Genomic DNA, 22,370 nt, shown 5'->3' on the forward strand with positions numbered 1-22,370 from the left:
TGACATGATCCACCAGACTGAACTGCGCGACCTGCTGCCCGGCATGGTCCCCTTCCCCACCGACGTCTTTCCCGCCGACCAGGCCTGGCTCGGCCAGCACCTGCTGCCGCTGCTGAAGATCGACCTGGGCGTGCTGCGGCCGGAGCTGGCCGGCCAGGTGGCGACGATGCTGTGCCCGATCGAGCCGTACGACGGCTGCATCGGCGAGACCACCGAAGAACACCACAACGATTTCACCGGCACCAACTGGATCGCCTTCGAACTGACCGCCGGCAACGAGATGCGCTTCCTCGGCAATGAGGGCTATTTCATCGGCGAGGCGGTGCAGGACAAGGATGCGCAGGAGCACATCGCGCAGATGCGCGACAGCTACGCCAAGGCCCGCGATTACCATGCCGCGCACGGCCGTCTCGCCTGCTACTCGCGCTACGGCAAGGGTGAGGCCAGCGAACGCGACTACCTGGATACGCTGGGCGGACCGATAGGCTTCGGCAACTGGACTGAGACCGCGGAGATTCCCGCGGCCTTCGAACTGGGCTTCACCGACGCTGCCGATGACCCAAACGCTGCGGACGATGCCGAAACGGTGATCATCACCCGCAACGGCAACAAGTTCTTCGCCGTGGCCGGCGTAGCCGGCTACAACTGGTGCGCCACCGGCGCCGATGCGATCGTGATGCTGTACGAGCCGGAAAGCCGCACCGTGCTGTTCTCGTACGACTGGTCGTAAGGCCCTGTGGTAGTGCCGGCCGCTGGCCGGCATTGCCCGTGCTGCCGGCCAGCGGCCGGCACGACCATCCCGCTACGGCGCAGCCTTGCGTACGGCCAGCGTCGCACTTGCTTCGCCGCCGCCTTCCAGCTGCAGCCGTAGCGGCACCGCCTGCCCCTCCTTCAGCGCGCCCTTGCCCTGCATCAGCATCAGGTGCAGGCCACCGGGCTTGAGCTCGGCACGTGCACCCGGCGCCAGCGGCAGGCGCTCGATCGCGCGCATCCGGCTGACCCCATCCGTGATCGTGGTTTCGTGCAGCGACACATCATTGAAACTGCTGCTGGTCGCGCCGGTGATCACCACCGCCTTGCCGCAGCCGTTGTGGATGACGCCGTAGCCAGCGGTCATCGGCATTGCCGGATTCGGTGGCAACCGCGCCCAGCCCTGATCCACCGTGACGCAGCCCGATTCCGCCGCCGAGGCCGATGCTGCGGCCGCACACAGAAGCCACAGTACGCCAACGAATGGTTTGGTTATCATCGCCCAGGTTCCTTCTTCGCAACGAGACCGCAGCATGACGACGCTCATCGAGGTGATCAACCATGGCCCCATCCGCGAACTGCGCCTGGCGCGGCCGCCGGTCAACGCACTGGACACCGACCTGTGCCGGCAGTTGATCCATGCCATCGAGCTGGCCATGGCCGAAGACGCGCACGGCATCGTGCTGTCGGGCAGCGAGCGCATCTTCACCGGCGGCATGGACGTGCCGCACCTGCTCTCGCATGGCGATGACAAGCACAAGCTGCTGGACACCTGGAACGCCTTCTTTGGCGCCGTACGCACGCTGGCCGAGAGCCGCATCCCGGTGGTCGCGGCGATCACCGGCCACGCCCCGGCGGGCGGCTGCGTGCTGGCCCTGTGCTGCGACTACCGGGTGATGGCCCGCAGCGCCGATCCGTCGCGGCCATATGCCATCGGCCTGAACGAGGTGCAGGTGGGCCTGATCGCGCCGGAGGGCATCCAGCGCCTGCTGCGCCGTGCGGTGGGCGTGCACCGCGCCGGCGTGCTGCTGACCACCGGTTCGCTGGTACCGGCCGAACAGGCGGTGCAGATCGGCCTGGTGGATGAGCTGGCAGAGGGGGACCTGGTGGTGGCACGCGCGATTGCCTGGCTGCAGGACCTGCTCAGGCAGCCGCGCCAGCCGATGCTGCTGACCCGCGCCATCGCCCGCGCCGACCTGCACGTGGCGCTGCAGCCGGACCTGATCCAGCTCGACCGTTTCGTCGAGGCCTGGTTCGCCCCGGACGCACAGAACGCCCTGCAGGCCCTGGTAGCCCGGCTGGGCAAATAGCGGTTGCCCCGCCCGGGGTCAGATCCCTTTCGCCGGGCGAAAGGGATCTGACCCCTGACCGGTATAATCAGGCCCTCTTTCACTGCTGTGGCCGCCCCCTTGAACGACACGCCCGAACCCGTCGTCTCCGAGCTGATCGACCTGCTCACGCTGGAGCGGCTGGAGGACAACCTGTTCCGCGGGCAGAGCCGCGACATCGGCACCAAGTACGTGTTCGGCGGGCAGGTGCTGGGCCAGGCGCTGGCCGCGGCACAGGCCACGGTCGACAACGGCCGCCACGTGCACTCGCTGCACGCCTATTTCCTGCGCGCCGGCAACATCGACCACCCGATCGTCTACGACGTGGACCGTACCCGCGACGGCGGCAGCTTCTCGGTGCGCCGGGTCACCGCGATCCAGCACGGCAAGGTGATCTTCTTCTGCGCGGCATCGTTCCAGCAGGCCGAGACCGGCGCCGAGCACCAGCACAAGATGCCCGAAGTGCCGCAGCCGGAAGACATCGAACCGAACCGGCCGCTGCCGGCCGAAGTGCTGGAGCGGCTGCCGATCAAGGTGCAGCGCTGGCTGTCGCGCGGCGGCCCGTTCGAATTCCGCCACGTCTACCCGCGCGACGAACTGAACCCGCCCAAGCGCCCGCCCTACCACCAGGTGTGGCTGCGCCTGAGCGAGCCGGTCGGCGATGCTCCGGAACTGCACCAGGCCCTGCTGGCCTATGCCTCGGACTTCCACCTGCTGGGCACGGCGACGTTCCCGCACGGCATCAGCTACTACCACCCGCACGTGCAGATGGCCTCGCTCGACCACGCGATCTGGTTCCACCGCCCGTTCCGTGCCGACGACTGGCTGCTGTACTCGCTGGACAGCCCCAGCGCGCAGGATTCGCGCGGCCTGGCCCGCGGCCAGTTCTTCACCCGCAATGGTGTGCTGGTGGCCAGCACCGCGCAGGAGGGCCTGATCCGCGTGGTTCCCGACCAGGCTGCCGCGGCCGCCGTGCCGGCCAAGGAGTAAACCCATGCGCCAGATCTTCAGCAGCCAGCGCGTGGAAACCGTCGAAGGCGTGGCCGAGCTCCTGCGCGGGCATGGCATCGACGTCAAGGTGACCAACGGGCGCTCGTACAAGACCCGTCGCCGCGGCCAGTTCAGCTATACCGACCTCGGCAACGCCAACGCCTACCCGGCGGTATGGATCGTGCGCGCCGACGACCAGCCGCGTGCACGCGAGATCCTGCGTGAGGCGCGCCTGCTCGACACCACCCGCCGCGACCATCCGACCGCCGAGTTCGCCTTCCGCGACACGCCGGAACAGGGCAGCGGCGGCCGCAGCTGGGCCTGGCGCATCCGCATCGCCCTGCTGGTGGTGATCGCCGGCGTGGCGCTGGTGATCGGCCTGCGCCATCGCGGTGCCCCGGCCCCGGCAGCACCGGCCCCTGCCCCGCAGGCCCAGCCGCAGCAGGCGCAACCGGCCCCGCAGGCCGCAGCGGAAGAGGAAGAAGTCCGGGTCCGCATCCAGCCATCGAAATAACCCACGGGTCGTACCCGCCGCTGGCCGGCAACTGCAAAAAGGGGACGGAGGGGATTAAGTCGTTTGTGGCACAAACGACTTAATCCCCTCCGTCCCCTTTTTTGTCAGCACAGAAAGTCGGTCACATTGGGCGCGCGGCTCCGTCATGGGACACAATCCCAGCAGGAGAGCCGCCGCCATGACGACGTTCGCCGCATCGATCGACCAGACCCTGGAACGCGAACTGCCCGCCGCCGCCAGCGGTTGCCAGCACGCCTACGGCCGTATCGTGCTGGCCTGCCAGAACACGGTCACCGCCATCGCCCTGGCCATCACCCGCGACCGCCAGGCCAGCGAGGACATCGCCCAGGAGGCCTTCGTGAAGGGCTGGCAGCAGCTGCACCAGCTGCGCAGCGCGACCAGCTTCCTGCCCTGGCTGCGGCAGATCACCCGCAACCTGGCCCGCGACTGGCTGCGCGCCCAGCGTGGGCGGCCGCTGACCGGCGAGGCGGCCGAGGTAGCGATGGGCATGGCCGCCGACCCGTCGCCGGGCGCGGCTGACCGCCTGCAGCGGGTGGAGGAAGAGATCGCCGCCGAGGACATCATCTCCACCCTGCCCGCCGACAGCCGCGAAGTGCTGTTGCTGTACTACCGCGAGGGACAGCGCTCGCAACAGGTCGCCGACCTGCTCGGGCTCAGCGATGCAGCCGTGCGCAAGCGCCTGTCGCGTGCACGTGCCCTGGTGCGCGAAGGCCTGCTGCAGCGCTTCGGTGAATTCGCCCGCAGCAGCGCGCCGAGCGCTGCATTCGCCACCGCCGTGGTGTCGATGGTGCTGGTGGCCGCGCCCGGCACCGCCAGTGCAGCGGTGCTGCTCGGCACCGGCGTCGGCATCGGCGGCAGCAAGCTCGGCCTCGGCGGCGCCAGCGTTGCCGGTGGAACCGCGATGGGCTCGTTGACCGCCACCCTGGGCCAGCTGCATGTGTTGCCGGCCGAAAGCTGGGGGGCGGTCATTGGTGGCGTTGCCGGTGGCGCGATCGGGAGCTATCTCGGCGGGCGCTTCCTGATGTCGTACACCGAAACTGCGGCAGAGCGGGCCGATGTGCGCCGCTTCCTCTACCTCAACATCACCACCGGCATGTTCTGGTGCCTGGCGATCCTGCTGGCTGTGGTGCTGCAGGCACCGGTCTGGACGCAGCTGACGGTGCTGGCGGTCGGGTTGGGCGTGGTCAACTACCAGTGCCTGGTGACGCTGCAGCGGGTGATGGCGCCGATGATCGCGCGCGATTCGGCGCGGCGCGGGCGAACCGGCATCAACTGGAAGTTCGAATCGATGTACGGCCGCACCGCCATCATCGCCATGAACCTGATGGTCATTGCGCTTGTGGCGTACTCGCTGATGCGCAGCGGCCGCTTGTAACGGACAACGCCGGCAGTGCCGCCGGCGTTGTCGTCATCACTGCATTGACCCTCAGCGCTGCGGCTTCGGTGCGCCGCCGTCGCGCGGACCGCCATGGCGCGGGCCACCATGCATCGGGCCCTTGGCCGCATCAAACTCGGCCTTGCTCAGCTGGCCGTCCTTGTTGGTGTCGGCGGCGGCGAACCAGGCATCACGATGCTGCTTCATGCGCAGCTCGCGGTCGGCCTTGTCCAGGTAGCCGTCCTTGTTCAGATCAAGCTGGTCGAAGCGCGCGGCCAGGCGCGGATCGGCCTTGGCTTCCTCGCGGCTGATGCGGCCATCCTTGTTGACGTCCAGCGCGGCCCAGCGCTCACCGCCGTGGCCACGACGGCCATGCTGCCAGCGCGGCAGCTCGTCGCGCGAGAGCTTGCCGTCCTTGTTCTTGTCCAGCTCGTCGAACTTCGCGGCCAGGCGCGGGTTGGCGGCCGCCTCGCTGCGGTCGATCACGCCGTCACCATTGGTGTCCAGCTTGGCCGGGCGCGGTGCCGGCGTGGCCGGGGTGTCGGCCGCCAGCGCGATACCGGATGCGGAGGTGCCGAGCAGCAGGGCCAGCAGCAGGGGGGTACGGATCATGAGGTCACTCCTGGGGATGGGAACAGCGTCGGGGTGATCACTTCACCCTCGGGGGACAACAACGCCCGGGCGCGACGTCGGTTGACGCTACTGCCGATTCCATTCATCCGGCGGACAGTCGCCGCCACTGCGACAACCTGGGGCTATGCTGTGCCCATGGCGATACATGGCGACAGAGACGACGAACTGCGACTTTTCCAGACCGGCGAGCACCCCTGCGGGTACTGGTCGGACCGGGTGGCACGCGACCTGGTGCTGGACCCGAACGACCGCCGCCTCGGCGCGCTCTATCCACTGGCACTGAGCTGGGGCTTCCGCCGCAGCGGCGACCTGGTCTACCGGCCGCATTGCGCGCACTGCCAGGCCTGCGTGGCGGTGCGCATCCCGGTGGCCCGCTTCGCCCCGGACCGCAGCCAGCGCCGCTGTGCCACCCGCAATGACGACCTGGAGGTGCGGATCACCGCCGCCACCGCCCGCGATGACCTGTTCGCGCTGTACCACCGCTACCTCACCCACCGCCACGCCAACGGCGGCATGGACGACCACGGCCCGCACGAGTTCGAGCAGTTCCTGATCGGCAGCTGGTCGCACACCCGCTTCATGGAGATGCGCCTGCCCGGCCACGACGGCCAGCCCAGCCAGCTGCTGGGGGTAGCGGTGACCGACGTCACCGAGCACGGCCTGTCGGCGGTCTACACCTTCTTCGACCCGGACCACGCCACACGCGGGCTGGGCACCTTCGCGATCCTGCAGCAGATCGAGTGGGCACGCCGAGAGGGCCTGCCGCACGTGTATCTGGGCTACTGGATCCGCGGCCACCAGAAGATGGACTACAAGCGCCGCTTCCATCCGCTGGAAGCCTACGATGGCCGCCGCTGGCACGATTTCGACAAGGATCTGGACGGGCGCTGACAAACCGCTGACACCGGGCCGGGTGCACAATACGGCCCATGAACATGACCCGCCGCCATCCCCTGATCCTCGCCCTGGCCCTGCTCTGCGGCGCCACCGCCCCTGCCTTCGCCACGTCCCCTGCGATGACCGAAAAGCCGTCCGCTGCGCTGCGCCTGGCCACCTACAACACCTCGCTGTACTCCGATGACGCCGGTGGCCTGATCAAGGAGCTGGAAGGCGACAGCGAACACGCGCGCAAGATCGCCGCAGTGCTGCAGCAGGTGCGCCCGGACCTGGTGCTGCTGAACGAATTCGACTTCGACGACGCCCATCGCGCCGCCGACCTGTTCCAGAAGCGCTACCTGGAGGTCGCCCAGCCCGGTGGCGGCAAGCCGCTGCACTTCGCCTACCGCTATCTGGCACCGGTCAACACCGGCGTGCCCAGCGGCCTGGACCTGGACAACAACGGCGTGGTCGGTGGCGAAGGCCGCAGCCGCGGCAACGATGCCTGGGGCTACGGCCTGCACCCGGGCCAGTACGGCATGCTGGTGCTGTCGCGCTACCCGATCGACGAAGCCAGGGTGCGCAGCTTCCAGCTGCTGAAGTGGAGCGCGATGCCGGGCGCGATCCGACCGGTCGATCCACGTACCAGCCAGAGCTTCTACAACGACCATGTGTGGTCGCAGCTGCGCCTGTCGTCGAAGTCGCATTGGGACGTGCCGGTGAAGACCCCGGCCGGCGTGGTGCACGCGCTGGTGTCGCACCCGACCCCGCCGGTGTTCGACGGCCCGGAAAAGCGCAACGCGGCGCGCAACCATGACGAACTGCGCCTGTGGCAGGAATACCTGTCCAAGGGTGACAAGCCATGGCTGTGCGACGACAAGGGTCAGTGCGGCGGCCTGGCCCAGGACGCGCGCTTCGTGATCCTCGGCGACCTCAACAACGACCCGGTCGATGGCGATGGCCGCCATGAGGCGATCGTCGAACTGATCGAGAACGCCCGCGTGCTGCGCTACCCCACCCCGCGCAGCGTCGGTGGCGAGCAGACCAGCCTGGCCTATGCGGCCAAGGGCATCGAGCGCAAGGGCGCACCGTTCCATGCCACCGGCGATTTCGGCCCGAAGTCCGGCACGATGCGCCTGGACTACGTACTGCCCTCGACCGGTTTCGAGTACGTCGGCAGCGGCATCTTCTGGCCGGCCAATGAAAGCCCGGAAGCGAAGATCGCCGACGGCAGCGACCACCACCTGGTGTGGGTGGACGTGCGGTAGAGTCGACGGCCCTGAAAAGGGGACGGAGGGGATTAAGTCGTTTGTGGCACAAACGACTTAATCCCCTCCGTCCCTTTTTTGCTTTACGGGCGCAGTTCGACGCCGATGGCGTCGGCGGCATCTCGCGCGATGGCGCGCGCCTCGTCGATGGTTTCCGCGCGCGCCAGGGTGACACCGACGCGGCGATGGCCATGCACGCTCGGCTTGCCGAACAGGCGTACGGCAGTATCCGGCACCTGCAATGCAGCGGCGACGTTGTTGAAGTACGGCACGCCCTCGCCGTGTGCCAACAGCGCGCACGACGCCGACGGGCCGCTCTGGCGGATCACCGGGATCGGCAGGCCGAGGATGGCGCGCGCATGCAGCGCGAACTCGCTCAACTCCTGCGATACCAGCGTCACCAGGCCGGTGTCGTGCGGGCGCGGCGACACTTCGCTGAACCACACTTCGTCGCCCTTCACGAACAGCTCCACGCCGAACAGGCCCCAGCCGCCAAGGTCGTCGGTGATCGCACGTGAGATCTCCTCGGCACGTGCCAGTGCCGCGCTCGACATCGGCTGCGGCTGCCAGCTTTCGCGGTAGTCGCCATCCTTCTGCAGATGGCCGATCGGCGCACAGAACGAGGTGCCACCGGCATGGCGCACGGTCAGCAGGGTGATCTCGTAATCGAAATCGATGAAGCCTTCGACGATGCAGCGACCGGCACCGGCGCGGCCACCGGTCTGCGCGTAGTCCCAGGCCGGGGCGATGTCTGCCTCGCTGCGCAGGGTGCTCTGGCCCTTGCCCGAGGACGACATCACCGGCTTGACCACGCACGGCAGGCCGATGGCGGCGACGGCAGCACGGTATTCGGCCTCGGTATCGACGAAGCGGTACGGCGAGGTCGGCAGGCCCAGGGTTTCGGCGGCCAGGCGACGGATGCCTTCGCGATCCATGGTCAGGCGTGCGGCGCGCGCGGTCGGGATCACCCGCAGGCCCTGCTCCTGTTCCAGCTGGACCAGGGTCTCGGTGTGGATGGCCTCGATTTCCGGCACCACCAGGTGCGGCTGCTCCTGGGCGATCAGCGCCCGCAGCGCCATCGCATCGAGCATGTCGATCACGTGCGAGCGGTGCGCGACCTGCATGGCCGGGGCGTCGGCATAGCGATCGGCGGCGATCACCTCCACGCCCAGCCGCTGCAGCTCGATGGCCACCTCCTTGCCGAGTTCGCCCGAGCCCAGCAGCAGCACGCGGGTGGCGGAGGGGGACAACGGCGTTCCAAGCTTGGCCATGGCGGTTCCAGCAGCGATGTGAAGGCGGGAGGGCATTCTAGCTGGCCGGGCACCCTGACCATGGCATCCGACGAACGGTAGTGGACAGGTGATATCACTTTGATATCTTCAATTTGAACCCTCAAGGACGTACCGCCATGAAAGAGAAGTCGCTGTCTTCCCTCAACGGCCTCGGCACGCTGGTCGGCGCCCTGCTCGTCGGCCTCGCCGGCGCCGCCCTGTTCGTGGTGGGCGTGGCAGCCAAGGCCAGCACCGGCTCGCCCAGCCTGCTGCTGATGCTGCTGGGCGCCCTGCTGGTGGCGCTGGGCGTGTTCATCCTGGCCGGTCTGTACACCATCCAGCCCAACCAGGCGGCGGTCCTTAGCCTGTTCGGCAAGTACGTGGGCACGGTGAAGGACAACGGCCTGCGCTGGAACAACCCCTTCTTTGCCAAGCGCCGGGTCAGCCAGCGCGTGCGCAACTTCGAGAGCGGCAAGCTGAAGGTCAACGAGCTGGACGGCAGCCCGATCGAGATCGCCGCGGTGATCGTCTGGCAGGTGGTCGACGCCTCCGAGGCCGTCTACAACGTGGACGACTACGAGAGCTTCGTGCACATCCAGTCCGAATCTGCGCTGCGTGCGATGGCCACCAGCTATCCCTACGACCAGCACGAAGACGGCCAGCTGGCCCTGCGCAGCCATGCCAGCGAGATCTCCCAGCACCTGAAGAACGAGCTGGCCGAACGCCTGGCCGACGCCGGCGTGCAGGTGATCGACGCACGCATCAGCCACCTGGCCTACGCCGCCGAAATCGCCCAGGCGATGCTGCAGCGTCAGCAGGCCAACGCGGTGATCGCCGCACGCACGCGCATCGTGGCCGGTGCGGTGGGCATGGTTGAAATGGCCCTGGCCGAACTGCAGAAGAACGGCGTGGTGCAGCTGGATGAAGAACGCAAGGCGCACATGGTCAGCAACCTGCTGACCGTGCTGTGCTCGGACCGCGGTACCCAGCCGATCGTCAACGCCGGTTCGCTGTACTGAACCACCCTCGCAACGGGGTGCCCCACCACCCCGCCAGGAGCTTGCATGAGTGAGAAGAAAGCCTACCCGCTGCGCATCAATGCCGACGTCCTGGCCGCCGCGCAACGCTGGGCTGACGACGAGCTGCGCAGCCTCAACGCACAGATCGAATACGTGCTGCGCGACGCCCTGCGCAAGGCAGGACGCCTGCCGAAACCCACGCCATCTTCGGGGGACAAGGAATGAGCAAGCGCTGGAGCTACCAGACGATCGAGGTCAAGACGTCCATGATGGGCCAGCTCAAGGCCGAGGACATCCAGAGCGAACTGAGCCGCCAGGGCCAACTGGGCTGGGAGCTGGTCAACATCATCATCCCCGCACCGATGCGCCCGGCGATGCTGGTATTCAAGAAGGAGGCCTGAGCCATGGGTGCCAGCGATCCAAAGCAGTACGAGGTGGCCGAGAGTTCGCCGTTGCGCGTGCTGTGGATCGTGCTGCCCCTGCTCGCCGCCTTCGTGGCCTGCCTGTATGCGCAGTTGTACAAGGCACCGGCCACGGCGCCCTGGATCGAAGTGACGCTGTCGCCGCCCTGGTTCCGGATGGGCGGCAGTGCCGCCTGGAGCCTGCTGGTGATCGCCGCGCTCGGCATCGGGTTGGGCGCGGCGTTCTTCCGCCGCCGGGTGGAACTGGCCGACGACGTGCTGGACGTGCGCTCGACGATGTACCGCCGCCGCGTTCCGGTGGCACAGCTGCGGCTGGACCAGGCCGAGGTGGTCGACCTGCAGCGTGACCGCCGCTATGGCATTCGTTTCAAGACCAATGGCTATGCGATGCCGGGCTTCTATTCCGGCCACTTCCGCCTGCAGGGCGGCGGCAAGGGGTTCGCGCTGGTCACCGACCGCACGCGCGTTCTCGCCCTGCCGGTCAGCGATGGCAGCACGCTGCTGCTCAGCCTGGAGCGGCCGCAGGTGCTGCTGGACGCACTGCGCAAGGTGGCCGCACCGGCGCCTCGGCGGTAAGCTGCGGCGATGCAACGACGCGCCCCCCTGCTGATCAATACCGAGGCCATCGAGCTGTGGCCCGCCCACCTGCTGCGCGCACGAAGCAACCCGGATGCCCGCCTGCTGTCGCAGGCACAGTGGGTGCTGCGGCGCAAGCGCGATGGCCGCTACCTGGCGGCGGTAACGACGCATGGCGTGCATTCGCTGGTGCCACGCCTGCTGCGCGAGGCCGGGGCCGAGGACGCACTGGCGCTGCTCGATGCAGCGGCGGCACGTCCGTTCGGCGCCGCGCTGCAGGAACAGTGGCTGCCGCTGGCCGGGCTGCAGCAACGCCTGCAGCAGCTCGGCCTGGATGCACAGCGCTATGCCGACGACAGCGGCCTGCCACTGGAGCCCGAACCGTGCCTGCTGCACTTCGCCGGCCGTGACCGCTTCGGCCGCCCGCTGTGGCTGCGCCGTGGCGCCGCGCAGGGATGGCGGCGGATGCGCCTGCAGGCGGCACGGGAGGGCATCGCGCTCGACGCAATTTCCGGCTTCCGCAGCCATGCCTACCAGCTGGGCATCTTCGAGCGGAAGCTGGCACGTGGGTTGAGCGTGACGGAGATCCTGAAGGTCAATGCAGCGCCGGGGTTCAGCGAACACCACAGCGGCCATGCGCTGGACATCGGCAGACCGGGCGATGCCCCGGCCGAGGAATCATTTGAAGCCACCGACGCGTTCGCCTGGCTGCAGGTGCATGCCGGCGGGCATGGCTTCCATCTGAGCTACCCACGCGACAACCCGCACGGCATCGTCTACGAACCCTGGCACTGGTGCTGGAGGCCGGCCAACGGCTGAGCCCCTCGTGGCGCCCGCACGCGGAATGGAACGAGAGAGCGAAGCCAAAAGCGGGCCGCTTCGCTCGAAGCCGAGCATGGCTTGGCTCTACAGCAGCTGCCGCGCAACGCCCCCATGTAGTGCCGAGCCATGCTCGGCTGTACCCGGATTGCCGTCACCGCCTCAACGCATTGATCGCCAGCACCACCCAGCCGGCCATCATGCTGGTGCCACCGATCGGCGCCATCCGCGTCGGCCACTGCCACAGCGCCCCGCCCACCAGGCTGCCTGAAAACAACAGCACACCCAGCAGCAGCACGTACAGCGCCAGGTGTGCGATCGCCCCGTGCGCGCGCGGCCCGAGTGCCACCAGTACCGCACCATGCGCGAACGCGTACAGCGCCGCCATGTTCAGGTGCTGCTGCGCCAGCGGATCGGCCACGCCATGCGAGGCGTAGGCGGACAGGCCGATCGAGGCAGCGGCCAGCAGCGCCCCCAGGCAGGCGAGCAGGGACGGCTTACGTGCACGACGTTCGAGATTGAACATGGGGGCTCCTTGCGCAGCGCCCCTTGCCGGGCGCCGGATCAAAAAAAACGCGCCGCAATGAGCGGCGCGTTTTCGTGTCCAACACTACATGGCTCAGCCGAGGCTTACTTGACGGCCCAGTAGATGTCGTAGGTCGCTTCCGGGGTGAACGACTTGTCGATGCCGTCCTTCCAGGTTTCGTACGGGCGGTCGATGACTTCGTTGCCCGAAGTCACGGCCCAGGCACGCAGGCCGTTGCGGGCCACGTCCAGACCCGCCATGTGGCCGGTGTAGGCCGCATGCGCCGAACGGTGCGGAGCAACGTGCACGTACTTGACCGGAGCGCCGCCGTCGATCTTGACGGTCAGCTCGTCGGCAGCAGCACCTTCAGCACCCTTCTTCTTCACCGGCTGGGCGATGTCGAAGGCGTACTTCTCCTGGCCGAAGTCGGTGGTGATGATGCGGAACGGGCCGGCGGCTTCAAGGCCATTGGCCTCCATCACGCGCTTGATCCACTCCTGGTTGTCCTTGATGGACTTGGTGATGGTGTCCTGACCGCGGTCCACGTTGCCGGCGTTGACCACCAGCAGGTTCTCGGCCGGCACTTCAACGATGGCCAGGTCGGTCAGCGGGGCTTCCGGCGTGCGGTAGTCCACGTTCGGCACGGTTGCGAGCATGTTGGCGATGCGCGACAGGCCCAGCTTGATGTCGTCGCCGATCTGGCGGCTGACATACAGGCCGGCGTAACGGCCGAACAGGTCGAAGCCGTACTTCACCGAGTAGTCCTGGGTGATCTTGACGTTGCGACCGCCCTTGCCGGTCGGCTCCAGGTTGAAGGTGGTGACCTTGTCGTGACCCTTGGTGGCGTCTTCGATGGCGATCACAACACGCTTGTTCTCTTCGGCTTCGGTGATCTTCCAGGAACCGGTGCCCAGGTCCTTGGAGGTGAAGTCGAGAGTGGCACCGGTACCGGAGGCCGGGCCGGACAGCTTCAGTTCAACGGCGGGATCGCGCAGTACCAGCGGGTTCCAGTCCTTGAAGCGGCGCAGGCTGCTGACCGTGTCGTACACGATCGTCATCTTGCGGTTGGTCTCGATGCTTTCGGTGATGTGACGCTCGCCCGGCAGACATACGCCAATGATGACGAACAGGCCAGCCACGATCCCCAAGGCGATCAGGAACTCGATAATACGGGTCATTCAGAGAGTCTCCGGGGCCGATCCCACGGCCGGGTTGATTGAAGCGAAGCGCCAATCCTAGCAGGCTTCGCGGGCATTGTTTATCGGGATTGGCGCACCGGTTTCCCTGCCGGCTGCGTATTTGTATGGACAAAGAATTCGAAGGGTAACGCATACCGCTACCCGGCAAGTAGGGGGCAACCTTGGCAGGAACCCGTAACTACGACCCAAGTCTTTGTACTTGAACGATTTTCTTCAGACCAGCTGGAGTTCGAACGCCTTCAGTACGGCACGCGTACGGTCGCGCACGCCCAGCTTGGACAGGATGTTGGACACGTGGTTCTTGATGGTGCCTTCGGCCACGCCCAGCGAATTGGCGATCTCCTTGTTGGAGAAGCCGCTGGCCATCAGCCGCAGGATCTCGGTCTCGCGGTCGGTCAGCGGGTCCGGGCGGTCCAGGCTGACGAACTCGTTGCGCATGTGCTCCAGGCCGGACAGCAGGCGCTGGGTCACCGCCGGCTGCACCAGCGAACCGCCGTCGGCCACGGTACGGATGGCACCGACCAGCTGCGCCAGGGTGACATCCTTGAGCAGGTAGCCCTTGGCACCGGCCTTGAGCCCGGCCAGCACCAGCTGGTCATCGTCGAACGTGGTGAGGATGATGGTCGGCGGCAGCTGTTCCTGCCGCGACAGCACCTGCAGTGCCTCCAGACCGGACATCACCGGCATGCGCATGTCCATCAGCACCACGTCGGGGCGCACCTGCGGTATCAGCTCGACCGCCTGCCGGCCGTCGCCGGCCTCGGCCACCACCTCGATGCCGTCGTCGAGCGCCAGCAGGGAGCGGATTCCCTGCCGCACCAGGGTTTGGTCGTCGACCAGGCAGACGCGAATCATCAACGCACTCCTTCAGGAACCTTGGTAAGGGCCGCCACCAGCACCGTTGCCGGCACCGTCGCCCGCAGCCGGAAGCCTTCTCCGGGACGGGTTTCGATCTGCAGCTGGCCACCACATTGTTGCAGGCGCTCGCGCATGCCGCGCAAGCCATTGCCTACATTGACCATATCCGCGCCGACGCCGTCGTCGCGGGCCTCCACCACCACCCGGTCGGGGGCTTCACGGTACACCTTGATCCACAGGTGGCGGGCGCCGGCGTGGCGCACCGCGTTGGTAATGATCTCCTGGGTACAGCGCAGCAGCACGTGGGCCCGCTGCGGGTCTTCCACGTTCAACGGATCCTCGATCTCCAGCTGGATGTCCAGCGAGGGCACGTTCTCGGTCAGCGGGCGCAGCGCCGCGGCCAGATCGATCGCGCCGGTCTCGCGCAGCTGGCTGACCACCTCGCGCACATTGCCCAGCAGCAGCTTGGCCAGCGCGTGCGAGCGCTTCACGTGGTCCAGCGCCTGGCCCTCGGCCAGGTGGCCGGCGACCTCCAGGTTCAGGGTCAGCGCAGTCAGCTGGTGGCCCAGCAGGTCGTGCAGCTCGCGCGAAATGCGGGTGCGCTCGTTGACCCGCGCGCTCTCGGCCAGCAGGGCGCGGGTGGCACGCAGCTCCGAATTGAGCCGGCGCTGCTCGTCGCGGGCCTCGGTCTGCTGCCGTGCAACCAGGCTGGTCACGAAGATGAACATGGAGAAGCCGCCGTACAGCAGCGACTGCATCACCGCTTCGAACAGCGGGAAGCGCAGCAGCAGGTAATAGACCGGCGCCACCGCCAGCTGGCTGACCAGCAGCCACAGCACCCCCAGCCGTACCGACAGCATCCACGGAATGACCCCGGCGGCCACCATCATCAGGATGCTGCCCAGGCCCGAACCGCTGAGGAAACTGACCCCCAGCGCCGAGACCGTCAGCAACAGCAGCAGGCCGCGGTCCAGCCAGCTGGTGTGGCTGTCGCTGCGCAGGATGCGGGTCAACCAGTAGTAGGCCGTGCCGAAGGACAGGTAGGCGACGAACAACAGGATCGCCCAGCCGCCCATGTCACCGCGGCTGTGCAGGTTCTCGAACTGCGAGTACGCCAGGGGCAGGCCGACCATGACCCAGGTGAACAGGCCGGCCAGGCGGAGGACGCGGGTATGGCTGAGGACTCCCAACATGCCAGCACTCTACGGGCCGCGCCTGCGCACCGCACCCCACGGAAGTCATGCCTGCCCGGTCGCCTGTTCATGCCGCAGCCCACCCCGGGCATGCAATAATCGTGCGCAGGGTCCCTTGATGGACCAACCGCGTTACCCCACGGAGTCACAATGTCGATTGTCATCCGCGACGTGCGCGAGCACGAGCTCGATTCCGTCCTGGCTTTGAACAACAACGCTGGCCTGGCCATCCTTCCCCTGGATGCGGCCCGCCTGCGCCTGTTCTATGAAACCGCTGAGTATTTCCGCGTCGCCGAGCGCGACGGCAACCTGGCCGGCTTCCTGATCGGCTTCGGCAGCGACAGCCAGCACGACAGCAGCAATTTCGCCTGGTTCAAGCAGCAGCTGGACACCCCGTTCTTCTATATCGACCGTATCGTGGTCGCCAGCCGCCGTCGTGGCGGTGGCGTCGGGCGTGCGTTCTACGCCGACGCGCAGAGCTTCGCCGAGCTGCGCTACCCGCAGATGACCTGCGAAGTCTTCCTCGACCATGGCGCCGATGCCGCCCTGCTCTTCCACGGCAGCTTCGGCTTCCGCGAACTGGGCCAGAACACCATGCCGCAGGTCGATGTGCGCGCCAGCATGCTGGCCAAGGAACTGTGCAGCTACCCGTGGGTCCAGGAGACCTACGGCGACAAGCTGCCGGATGTGGCATGGACACGCGCCCGGCAGCTGCCGGCGCAGGCACAGCGGCCGACGGGGACCTGAGCGTGGCGGTGAATTTCGATTACGAACAGGCCGGTGAACTGAAGATCGGCCAGGTGGGCATCGCCAACCTGCGCATCCGTACCCTTGATGTCGAACGTCTCGTGCAGGAAATGCGCGAGCGCGTGACCCGCGCCCCGAAGCTGTTCGGCCGCGCCGCGGTGATCCTCGACTTCGGCGGCCTGAGCCAGGTGCCGGACGTGGCCACCGCGCAGGCGCTGGTCGACGGCCTGCGCAGCGCCGGGGTGCTGCCGGTGGCGCTGGCCTACGGCACCAGCGCGGTCGACCTGCTCTCCCAGCAGCTCGGCCTGCCGCTGCTGGCCAAGTTCCGCGCGCAGTACGAGCGTGCCGAGGGCGAACCGGCCCCGCCGCCGCCCGCACCGGAACCGCGCCGGGCAGCCCGTGCCGAACCGAAGCCAGCCCCAGCGACGCCGATGGCCAAGGTGGCCGACGCCGCTGCACCGCAGCCGGGCCGCATGCAGCTGGGCAACGTGCGTTCGGGCCAGCAGCTGTACGCGGAAAACTGCGACCTGACCGTGATGGCCACTGTCGGCGCCGGCGCCGAGGTCATCGCCGATGGCAGCATCCATATCTACGGCACCCTGCGCGGCCGCGCGCTGGCAGGGGCCCAGGGCAACACCGCGGCACGCATCTTCTGCCGTGATTTCCATGCGGAACTGGTGGCCATTGCCGGCCACTACAAGGTACTGGACGATGTTCCGGACAACCTGCGCGGCAAGGCCGTCCAGGTGTGGCTGGAACAGGACCAGATCAAGATCGCTGCGCTGGACTGACGCAGCACCAAACTCATGCAGAACCAGGAGAAGTCCTTTGGCTGAAATCATCGTAGTCACCTCCGGCAAGGGCGGCGTCGGCAAGACCACTTCCAGCGCGAGCCTGGCCTGCGGCCTGGCGCGGCGCGGCAAGAAGGTGGCGGTGATCGACTTCGACGTCGGCCTGCGCAACCTCGACCTGATCATGGGCTGCGAACGCCGCGTGGTGTACGACTTCGTCAACGTCGTGCACGGCGAAGCCACCCTCAAGCAGGCCCTGATCAAGGACAAGCGCTTCGACAACCTGTACGTGCTGGCGGCCTCGCAGACCCGCGACAAGGACGCACTGACCCAGGAAGGCGTGGGCAAGGTCCTGAAGGACCTGGCCGCCGACGGCTTCGACTACATCATCTGCGACTCCCCGGCCGGCATCGAGAAGGGCGCCTTCCTGGCGATGTACTTCGCCGACCGCGCGGTGGTGGTGGTGAACCCGGAAGTGTCGTCGGTGCGCGACTCCGACCGCATCATCGGCCTGCTCGATTCGAAGACCCACAAGGCCGAATCCGGCCAGGACGTGCCGGCCTTCCTGCTGCTGACCCGCTACACCCCGCTGCGCGTGGAAAGCGGCGAGATGCTGAGCATCGCCGACGTCGAGGAAGTCCTCGGCCTGAAGGCGATCGGCGTGATTCCGGAATCGGGCGACGTGCTCAACGCCTCCAACAAGGGCGAGCCGGTCATCCTGGATGTCGAATCCGCTGCCGGCCAGGCCTATGAAGACGCCGTCGCGCGCATCCTCGGCGAAGAACGCCCGATGCGCTTCACCAACGTCGAGAAGAAGGGCTTCTTCAGCAAGCTGTTCGGAGGGTAAGCATGGGCCTGTTTGATTTCCTCAAAGCGAAGAAGACCACCGCCGAAACCGCCAAGAACCGCCTGCAGATCATCATCGCGCAGGAACGCAGCCACCGTGGTGGCCCGGACTACCTGCCGCTGCTGCAGCGCGAGCTGCTGGAAGTGATCAAGAAGTACGTGAACATCGACGTCGATGCGGTGAAGGTCGACCTGGTGAAGGATGGCCAGCACGATGTGCTGGACATCTCCGTGGCGCTGCCGGAAGGCCCGGACAAACCCTGATCCCCTGCCCCGCCCGTGCCTGCATGGGCGGGGCTGCCTGACCCGCATGACCGATACGACAACCGCCGTGGACATCACCTGCGTGGGCGACATCGCCTTCGCCGATGCGCAGTGCCTGCTCGCCGCGCATGGCCTGCGGCTGCACCACGTGGCCGCCGGCGAGCCGATTCCCGGCAGCTACTGGGGCGAGCCCGAGGCGGGCATCATCGCCAGCAACGTCTACGTGCGCGATGACACGCCCGTGCACTCGATGCTGCATGAGGCCTGCCACCTGATCGTACTGCCGCCGGAGCGGCGGGCGCAGGTGCATACCGATGCCACCGACTCGGTGGCCGAGGAAGACGCGACCTGCTACCTGCAGATCGTGCTGGCCGGGCAGCTGCCCGGCGTCGGCAGCCAGCGGCTGATGGCCGACATGGATGCCTGGGGGTATACGTATCGGCTGGGATCTACCCAGGCGTGGTTCGAGCAGGACGCCGAAGACGCGAAGGCATGGTTGATCGAACGCGGGTTGCCGGTGGCGTGATTCACCGGGAACCGGGGTCAGATCCCTTTTGCGTCGCAAAAGGGATCTGACCCCATCACCCCGTCGCCGTATCAGCCCTGCCCGGCCAGTGCGCGCAGGGTGATGCCGACGATGTAGGCCAGGTAGGTGCCGGTGGCATAGCCCATCGTGCCCAGCAGCACGCCCACCGGCGCCAGGGCCGGATGGAACGCGGCCGCCACCACCGGCGCCGAGGCCGGGCCACCGATGTTCGACTGCGAACCGACGGCGAAATAGAAGAACGGCACCTTCAGCAGCTTGCCCAGGCACCACAGCAGCACGATGTGCACGGCAATCCAGATCAGGCCAAGCAGGAACAGCCACGGGCGATCCAGCAGCGCCAGCAGATCCATCTGCATGCCGATGCAGGCGATCAGGAAGTACAGCAGCAACGAACCCAGCCGCGATGCACCCGCCCCTTCCAGGTTGCGTGCGCGGGTGAAACTCAGGCTCAGGCCCAGCGTGGTCGACAGCACCACCACCCACACGAACGGCGCGTCCAGGCTGAACTGCGACGCCCAGCTGACGTTGGCCTTGAACCAGGCCGCCAGCGGCGCACCGATCGCATGCGACAGGCCGACGCCGCCGAAGGCCACCGCCACGATCAGCATCAGGTCGGTCAGGCTGGGAATGCGTTCGTGCTCGGCCTGGAAGCGCGCGATGCGCTCCTTCAGTTCATCGATGGCCGAGGTATCAGCGCCACTGCGTGCATCGATCTTCGCTGCACGTCCTGCCAGGAAGATCAGCGCGGCCATCCACACGTAACCGACGCCGACATCGACCACCGCGAACTGGCCAAAGGTGGTCGCGTTGACGTCGAACACTTCGCGCATCGCCAGCATGTTGGCACCACCACCGATCCAGCTGCCGGCCAGTGCCGCCATGCCGGCCCAGGTATCGCCGGCCACGGTGTCGGGATGGATCGCGCGCATCACCAGGAACGCCACCACCGCACCGAGCATGATGCTGGCCGAGGCGCCCAGGTACATCAGTACCAGCTTCGGGCCGAGCCGCAGGATGCCCTTGATATCCACTGCCAGGGTCAGCAGGATCAGCGCCGCCGGCAACAGGATGTCGCGCGCGATCGGGTTGTAGAGCTTGGTGTTCTGGCCGTCGATCAGGCCGACGGTGTTGTAGATGCCGGGAATCAGGTAGCACAGCAGCAGCGCTGGCACGAACGTATAGAAGCGCTTCCACAGCCCCTGCTCGCGCGAGGCGGTCCAGAACACGGCGCCAAGAGTGGCGGCGATCAAACCGAAGACGACGATGTCGTTCTGGATCAGGGCAGTCGAAGGCATGCAGGCGCTCTGGTAGAGCCGGCCGCTGGCCGGCTGCTGGTGGCGGCAGATCAGGAAGGTGTGCCGACCAACGGTCGGCACCCACCGGTAAAGCAGATGGTGAAACAGAAGCGCCGCCCCGGAGGGCGGCGCCGCAACCATCAGTTGCCGATGTGCTGCTTCAGCCAGGCATTGACGGTGTCATGCCACAGGATGCTGTTGTTCGGCTTCAGCACCCAGTGGTTTTCATCCGGGAAGTACAGGAACTTCGATTCGATGCCCTGGCGCTGGGCAGCGGTGAACGCGGCCAGGCCCTGCTCGACCGGGATGCGGAAGTCCTGCTGGCCGTGGATGACCAGGATCGGCTTCTTCCAGTCCGCCACGTGGTTGACCGGGTTGAACTTCTCGTAGTTCGCCGCCTTCTGGTACGGCGTACCGCCCTGCTCCCACTCGGTGAACCACAGTTCTTCGGTGGCGTAGCCCATCATGCGCTGGTCGAACACGCCGTCATGGTTGACCAGGCACTTGAACGGGCTGTTCCAGTTGCCGGCAATCCAGTTGACCATGAAGCCGCCGTAGCTGGCGCCCAGCGCACAGGCCTTGTCACCATTGAGGAAGGAATACTTCTTCAGCGCCGCATCCCAGCCCTTCTGCAGGTCTTCCAGCGGGCGGTCGCCCCAGTGCTGGCTGATCGCATCGGTGAACGCCTGGCCGTAGCCGGTGGAGCCGTGGAAGTCGATCATCACCACCGCATAGCCCTGGCCCGCGTAGGTCTGCGGATTCCAGCGGTAGCTCCAGCCATTGCCGAAGCTGCCCTGCGGGCCGCCGTGGATCAGGAACGCGACCGGGTACGACTTGCCTTCCTGGTAGTTGTGCGGCTTGACCACGTAGCCATGCACGGTGTCGTTGTTCCAGCCCTTGAACTCGAACTGTTCGTAGTCGCCGAAGCTGACATCCTTGAGCACCTCACCAGCGGCCGGGGTCAGCGCGCGCAGCTCGCCGATGGCTTCGCCCGCGGCCGGCAGCAAGCCAACCAACACCTGGTCGTTGCTCTTCAGGCTGTTGCGGGTGATCGCCACGCTGTTGCCGGCCACATCCACCGAGGTCACGCTGCCGTCGCCGATCAGCTTGGTGGCCTTGCCGCTGGCCACGTCGATCTGGAACAGCGGGTGTTCGCCGAGGTCATCGGCCGTGGTGTAGATGCTGGCGCCGTCGGCGGACAGGGTGATGCCCCCAGCCGAACGATCCCACTGCGGGGCGATCTCTCGGGTCTTGCCACTGGCCAGGTCCATCGCCATCAGGCCGAAGCGGTCAGCCTCGAAGCCCGGGCGCTTCATCGCGCGGTAGAACAGGGTCTTGCCGTCGGCACTGAACACCGGGCCGGCATCCCAGGCCGGGTTGGAGGCGGTCAGGTTGACCGGCGCCTGCTTGCCCGCCGCGTCGAAGCGGTACAGGTCGAAGTTGGTCGACCACGGCTCCTGCTTGCCGGCCACGCGGATGCTGGCGACCACGCTGGCGCCATCCGGCGACCACGCGAAATCATCATTGCCGCCGAACGGCTTGGACGGGGCATCACCGTCGATGGTGGCGCTCAGCGCGGAAGCGCCCTTGACCGGACCGGCCTTGGCTGCCGGCAGCGGCGCGACGAACAGGGTGTTGCGGCGGCCGTCGTTCCAGGTATCCCAGTGGCGCACGAACAGCGAATCGAAGACCTTTCCACTGGCCTTGGCGCCGGCGACGTCCTTGAGCTTCTTCTCGGTGCAGGCCAGGTCCGAGGCACAGGCCTGGAACACGCCGGCGCTGAACAGCACGCGGTCGTCCTGCGGCGACACGTGGTAGCTGTCCACGTCGACCGGGAAGTCGGTCAGCTGGCGCGGGGCGCCGCCGCTGAGCGGCTGCGCGTACAACTGCTGGCTGCCGCTCCTGGCGCTGAGGAAATACACGGTCTGGCCATCGGCCGACAGCGAAGCGGAATTGACGTTCCAGCCGGCCGGGGTGATCTGCTTCGGCGGTGCTGCGTCGCGGGTACGCAGGTTGCGCGCGTACAGCGCGGTGGAGGCCTTCAGGTTGGCATCCACGCTGCGCTTGGCGAACACCACGGTGCCGCCGTCAGCGGTCAGTACCGGCGCTGAGACGCGGTCCATGGCCACCATGTCGCGGACTTCCAGGCCACGGGCAGCGGCGACGCTGGGCAGGGCGGCCAGCAGGCTCAGTGGCAGCAGGGCATGACGCAGTTTCATCGGGGTCTCCGCAGGACGGCAAA

General features: G+C 67.2%; 26 protein-coding genes. 17 read left to right on the top strand and 9 right to left on the bottom strand.

The window, feature by feature from the left end; all coding sequences use genetic code 11:
• The first annotated feature begins 4 nt into the window (after positions 1–4).
• On the top strand, positions 5–730 hold the full coding sequence (locus tag ACUVWL_RS11500; protein ID WP_014646370.1) for a hypothetical protein: 726 nt from the start codon (positions 5–7) through the stop codon (positions 728–730).
• Positions 731–802: 72 nt separating this feature from the next.
• Here the strand turns inward: ACUVWL_RS11500 and ACUVWL_RS11505 are convergent, their stop codons facing one another.
• Positions 803–1,249, bottom strand: a complete 447-nt coding sequence (locus ACUVWL_RS11505) for a copper chaperone PCu(A)C (RefSeq protein WP_041863160.1) — start codon at positions 1,247–1,249, stop codon at positions 803–805.
• A gap of 34 nt (positions 1,250–1,283) precedes the next feature.
• Here ACUVWL_RS11505 and ACUVWL_RS11510 point away from each other — a divergent pair, with 34 nt between their 5' ends.
• From ACUVWL_RS11510 to ACUVWL_RS11525, 4 genes are all read left to right on the top strand, one after another.
• Complete coding sequence (locus tag ACUVWL_RS11510) at positions 1,284–2,060, top strand: enoyl-CoA hydratase/isomerase family protein (RefSeq protein WP_014646368.1); 777 nt, start codon at positions 1,284–1,286, stop codon at positions 2,058–2,060.
• 87 nt (positions 2,061–2,147) lie between these two features.
• On the top strand, positions 2,148–3,068 hold the full coding sequence (tesB, locus tag ACUVWL_RS11515) for an acyl-CoA thioesterase II (RefSeq protein ID WP_005408551.1): 921 nt from the start codon (positions 2,148–2,150) through the stop codon (positions 3,066–3,068).
• A gap of 4 nt (positions 3,069–3,072) precedes the next feature.
• Positions 3,073–3,582: a pathogenicity-like protein gene (locus ACUVWL_RS11520; protein ID WP_126411833.1), complete on the top strand. Its 510-nt coding sequence runs from the start codon at positions 3,073–3,075 to the stop codon at positions 3,580–3,582.
• A gap of 178 nt (positions 3,583–3,760) precedes the next feature.
• Positions 3,761–4,978: an RNA polymerase sigma factor gene (locus ACUVWL_RS11525; RefSeq protein ID WP_346601833.1), complete on the top strand. Its 1,218-nt coding sequence runs from the start codon at positions 3,761–3,763 to the stop codon at positions 4,976–4,978.
• 51 nt (positions 4,979–5,029) lie between these two features.
• On the opposite strand, the gene ACUVWL_RS11530 is transcribed toward ACUVWL_RS11525, so the two are convergent.
• Positions 5,030–5,590, bottom strand: a complete 561-nt coding sequence (locus ACUVWL_RS11530; RefSeq protein WP_014646365.1) for an EF-hand domain-containing protein — start codon at positions 5,588–5,590, stop codon at positions 5,030–5,032.
• Between the two features lie 156 nt (positions 5,591–5,746).
• On the opposite strand from ACUVWL_RS11530, the gene ACUVWL_RS11535 reads away from it, so the two are divergent.
• Both ACUVWL_RS11535 and ACUVWL_RS11540 read left to right on the top strand, forming a co-directional pair.
• A complete protein-coding gene (locus ACUVWL_RS11535) occupies positions 5,747–6,502 on the top strand; it encodes an arginyltransferase (RefSeq protein WP_100449614.1) in 756 nt (251 codons plus the stop codon).
• Positions 6,503–6,540: 38 nt separating this feature from the next.
• The gene (locus ACUVWL_RS11540; RefSeq protein WP_445978360.1) at positions 6,541–7,755 is read left to right on the top strand and encodes an endonuclease/exonuclease/phosphatase family protein; all 1,215 of its coding nucleotides are present in this window, start codon (positions 6,541–6,543) and stop codon (positions 7,753–7,755) included.
• An 83-nt stretch (positions 7,756–7,838) separates the two neighbouring features.
• Here ACUVWL_RS11540 and purT read toward each other — a convergent pair whose 3' ends face one another.
• Positions 7,839–9,026 (bottom strand): formate-dependent phosphoribosylglycinamide formyltransferase, encoded by a 1,188-nt coding sequence (gene purT / locus ACUVWL_RS11545; protein ID WP_014646362.1) that lies wholly within the window; start codon positions 9,024–9,026, stop codon positions 7,839–7,841.
• 137 nt (positions 9,027–9,163) lie between these two features.
• On the opposite strand from purT, the gene ACUVWL_RS11550 reads away from it, so the two are divergent.
• The 5 genes from ACUVWL_RS11550 to ACUVWL_RS11570 are packed head-to-tail and all read left to right on the top strand — an operon-like array spanning position 9,164 to position 11,862.
• Positions 9,164–10,045 (top strand): SPFH domain-containing protein, encoded by an 882-nt coding sequence (locus tag ACUVWL_RS11550; protein ID WP_014646361.1) that lies wholly within the window; start codon positions 9,164–9,166, stop codon positions 10,043–10,045.
• A 45-nt stretch (positions 10,046–10,090) separates the two neighbouring features.
• A complete protein-coding gene (locus tag ACUVWL_RS11555) occupies positions 10,091–10,270 on the top strand; it encodes a hypothetical protein (RefSeq protein ID WP_014646360.1) in 180 nt (59 codons plus the stop codon).
• Complete coding sequence (locus ACUVWL_RS11560; RefSeq protein WP_014646359.1) at positions 10,267–10,446, top strand: DUF4177 domain-containing protein; 180 nt, start codon at positions 10,267–10,269, stop codon at positions 10,444–10,446. Before ACUVWL_RS11555 ends, ACUVWL_RS11560 begins: the two co-directional genes overlap by 4 nt.
• Positions 10,447–10,449: 3 nt before the next feature.
• Entirely contained in the window at positions 10,450–11,043 is a 594-nt protein-coding gene (locus tag ACUVWL_RS11565; RefSeq protein WP_014646358.1) for a PH domain-containing protein, read from the top strand.
• Between the two features lie 9 nt (positions 11,044–11,052).
• A complete protein-coding gene (locus ACUVWL_RS11570) occupies positions 11,053–11,862 on the top strand; it encodes a M15 family metallopeptidase (RefSeq protein WP_445978361.1) in 810 nt (269 codons plus the stop codon).
• 154 nt (positions 11,863–12,016) lie between these two features.
• Here the strand turns inward: ACUVWL_RS11570 and ACUVWL_RS11575 are convergent, their stop codons facing one another.
• The 4 genes from ACUVWL_RS11575 to ACUVWL_RS11590 all read right to left on the bottom strand — a co-directional run bounded on the left by ACUVWL_RS11575 (position 12,017) and on the right by ACUVWL_RS11590 (position 15,638).
• Positions 12,017–12,388 (bottom strand): DUF423 domain-containing protein, encoded by a 372-nt coding sequence (locus ACUVWL_RS11575; protein WP_014646356.1) that lies wholly within the window; start codon positions 12,386–12,388, stop codon positions 12,017–12,019.
• A 104-nt stretch (positions 12,389–12,492) separates the two neighbouring features.
• A complete protein-coding gene (locus ACUVWL_RS11580) occupies positions 12,493–13,566 on the bottom strand; it encodes an SRPBCC family protein (RefSeq protein ID WP_014646355.1) in 1,074 nt (357 codons plus the stop codon).
• 234 nt (positions 13,567–13,800) lie between these two features.
• The gene (locus tag ACUVWL_RS11585) at positions 13,801–14,442 is read right to left on the bottom strand and encodes a response regulator (RefSeq protein ID WP_006424175.1); all 642 of its coding nucleotides are present in this window, start codon (positions 14,440–14,442) and stop codon (positions 13,801–13,803) included.
• Positions 14,442–15,638, bottom strand: a complete 1,197-nt coding sequence (locus ACUVWL_RS11590; RefSeq protein WP_032961359.1) for a sensor histidine kinase — start codon at positions 15,636–15,638, stop codon at positions 14,442–14,444. The genes ACUVWL_RS11585 and ACUVWL_RS11590 overlap by 1 nt, the downstream gene beginning before the upstream one ends.
• A gap of 150 nt (positions 15,639–15,788) precedes the next feature.
• Here ACUVWL_RS11590 and ACUVWL_RS11595 point away from each other — a divergent pair, with 150 nt between their 5' ends.
• From ACUVWL_RS11595 to ACUVWL_RS11615, 5 genes are read left to right on the top strand one after another with little or no spacing between them, the layout of a single operon-like run.
• Positions 15,789–16,385, top strand: a complete 597-nt coding sequence (locus ACUVWL_RS11595) for a GNAT family N-acetyltransferase (protein WP_014036357.1) — start codon at positions 15,789–15,791, stop codon at positions 16,383–16,385.
• Positions 16,331–17,176, top strand: coding sequence for a septum site-determining protein MinC (minC, locus tag ACUVWL_RS11600; protein WP_445978362.1), 846 nt, complete (start codon positions 16,331–16,333; stop codon positions 17,174–17,176). The genes ACUVWL_RS11595 and minC overlap by 55 nt, the downstream gene beginning before the upstream one ends.
• A gap of 37 nt (positions 17,177–17,213) precedes the next feature.
• Complete coding sequence (minD, locus tag ACUVWL_RS11605) at positions 17,214–18,023, top strand: septum site-determining protein MinD (protein ID WP_005415682.1); 810 nt, start codon at positions 17,214–17,216, stop codon at positions 18,021–18,023.
• A 2-nt stretch (positions 18,024–18,025) separates the two neighbouring features.
• A complete protein-coding gene (minE, locus tag ACUVWL_RS11610; RefSeq protein WP_005408532.1) occupies positions 18,026–18,286 on the top strand; it encodes a cell division topological specificity factor MinE in 261 nt (86 codons plus the stop codon).
• A gap of 46 nt (positions 18,287–18,332) precedes the next feature.
• Entirely contained in the window at positions 18,333–18,812 is a 480-nt protein-coding gene (locus ACUVWL_RS11615; RefSeq protein ID WP_032961355.1) for a hypothetical protein, read from the top strand.
• Between the two features lie 71 nt (positions 18,813–18,883).
• Here ACUVWL_RS11615 and ACUVWL_RS11620 read toward each other — a convergent pair whose 3' ends face one another.
• Entirely contained in the window at positions 18,884–20,128 is a 1,245-nt protein-coding gene (locus ACUVWL_RS11620) for a DUF819 family protein (protein WP_046429580.1), read from the bottom strand.
• 140 nt (positions 20,129–20,268) lie between these two features.
• Positions 20,269–22,347 (bottom strand): prolyl oligopeptidase family serine peptidase, encoded by a 2,079-nt coding sequence (locus tag ACUVWL_RS11625; RefSeq protein WP_445978363.1) that lies wholly within the window; start codon positions 22,345–22,347, stop codon positions 20,269–20,271.
• Positions 22,348–22,370: the final 23 nt, after the last annotated feature.

It is taken from the genome of Stenotrophomonas muris, assembly GCF_052751275.1.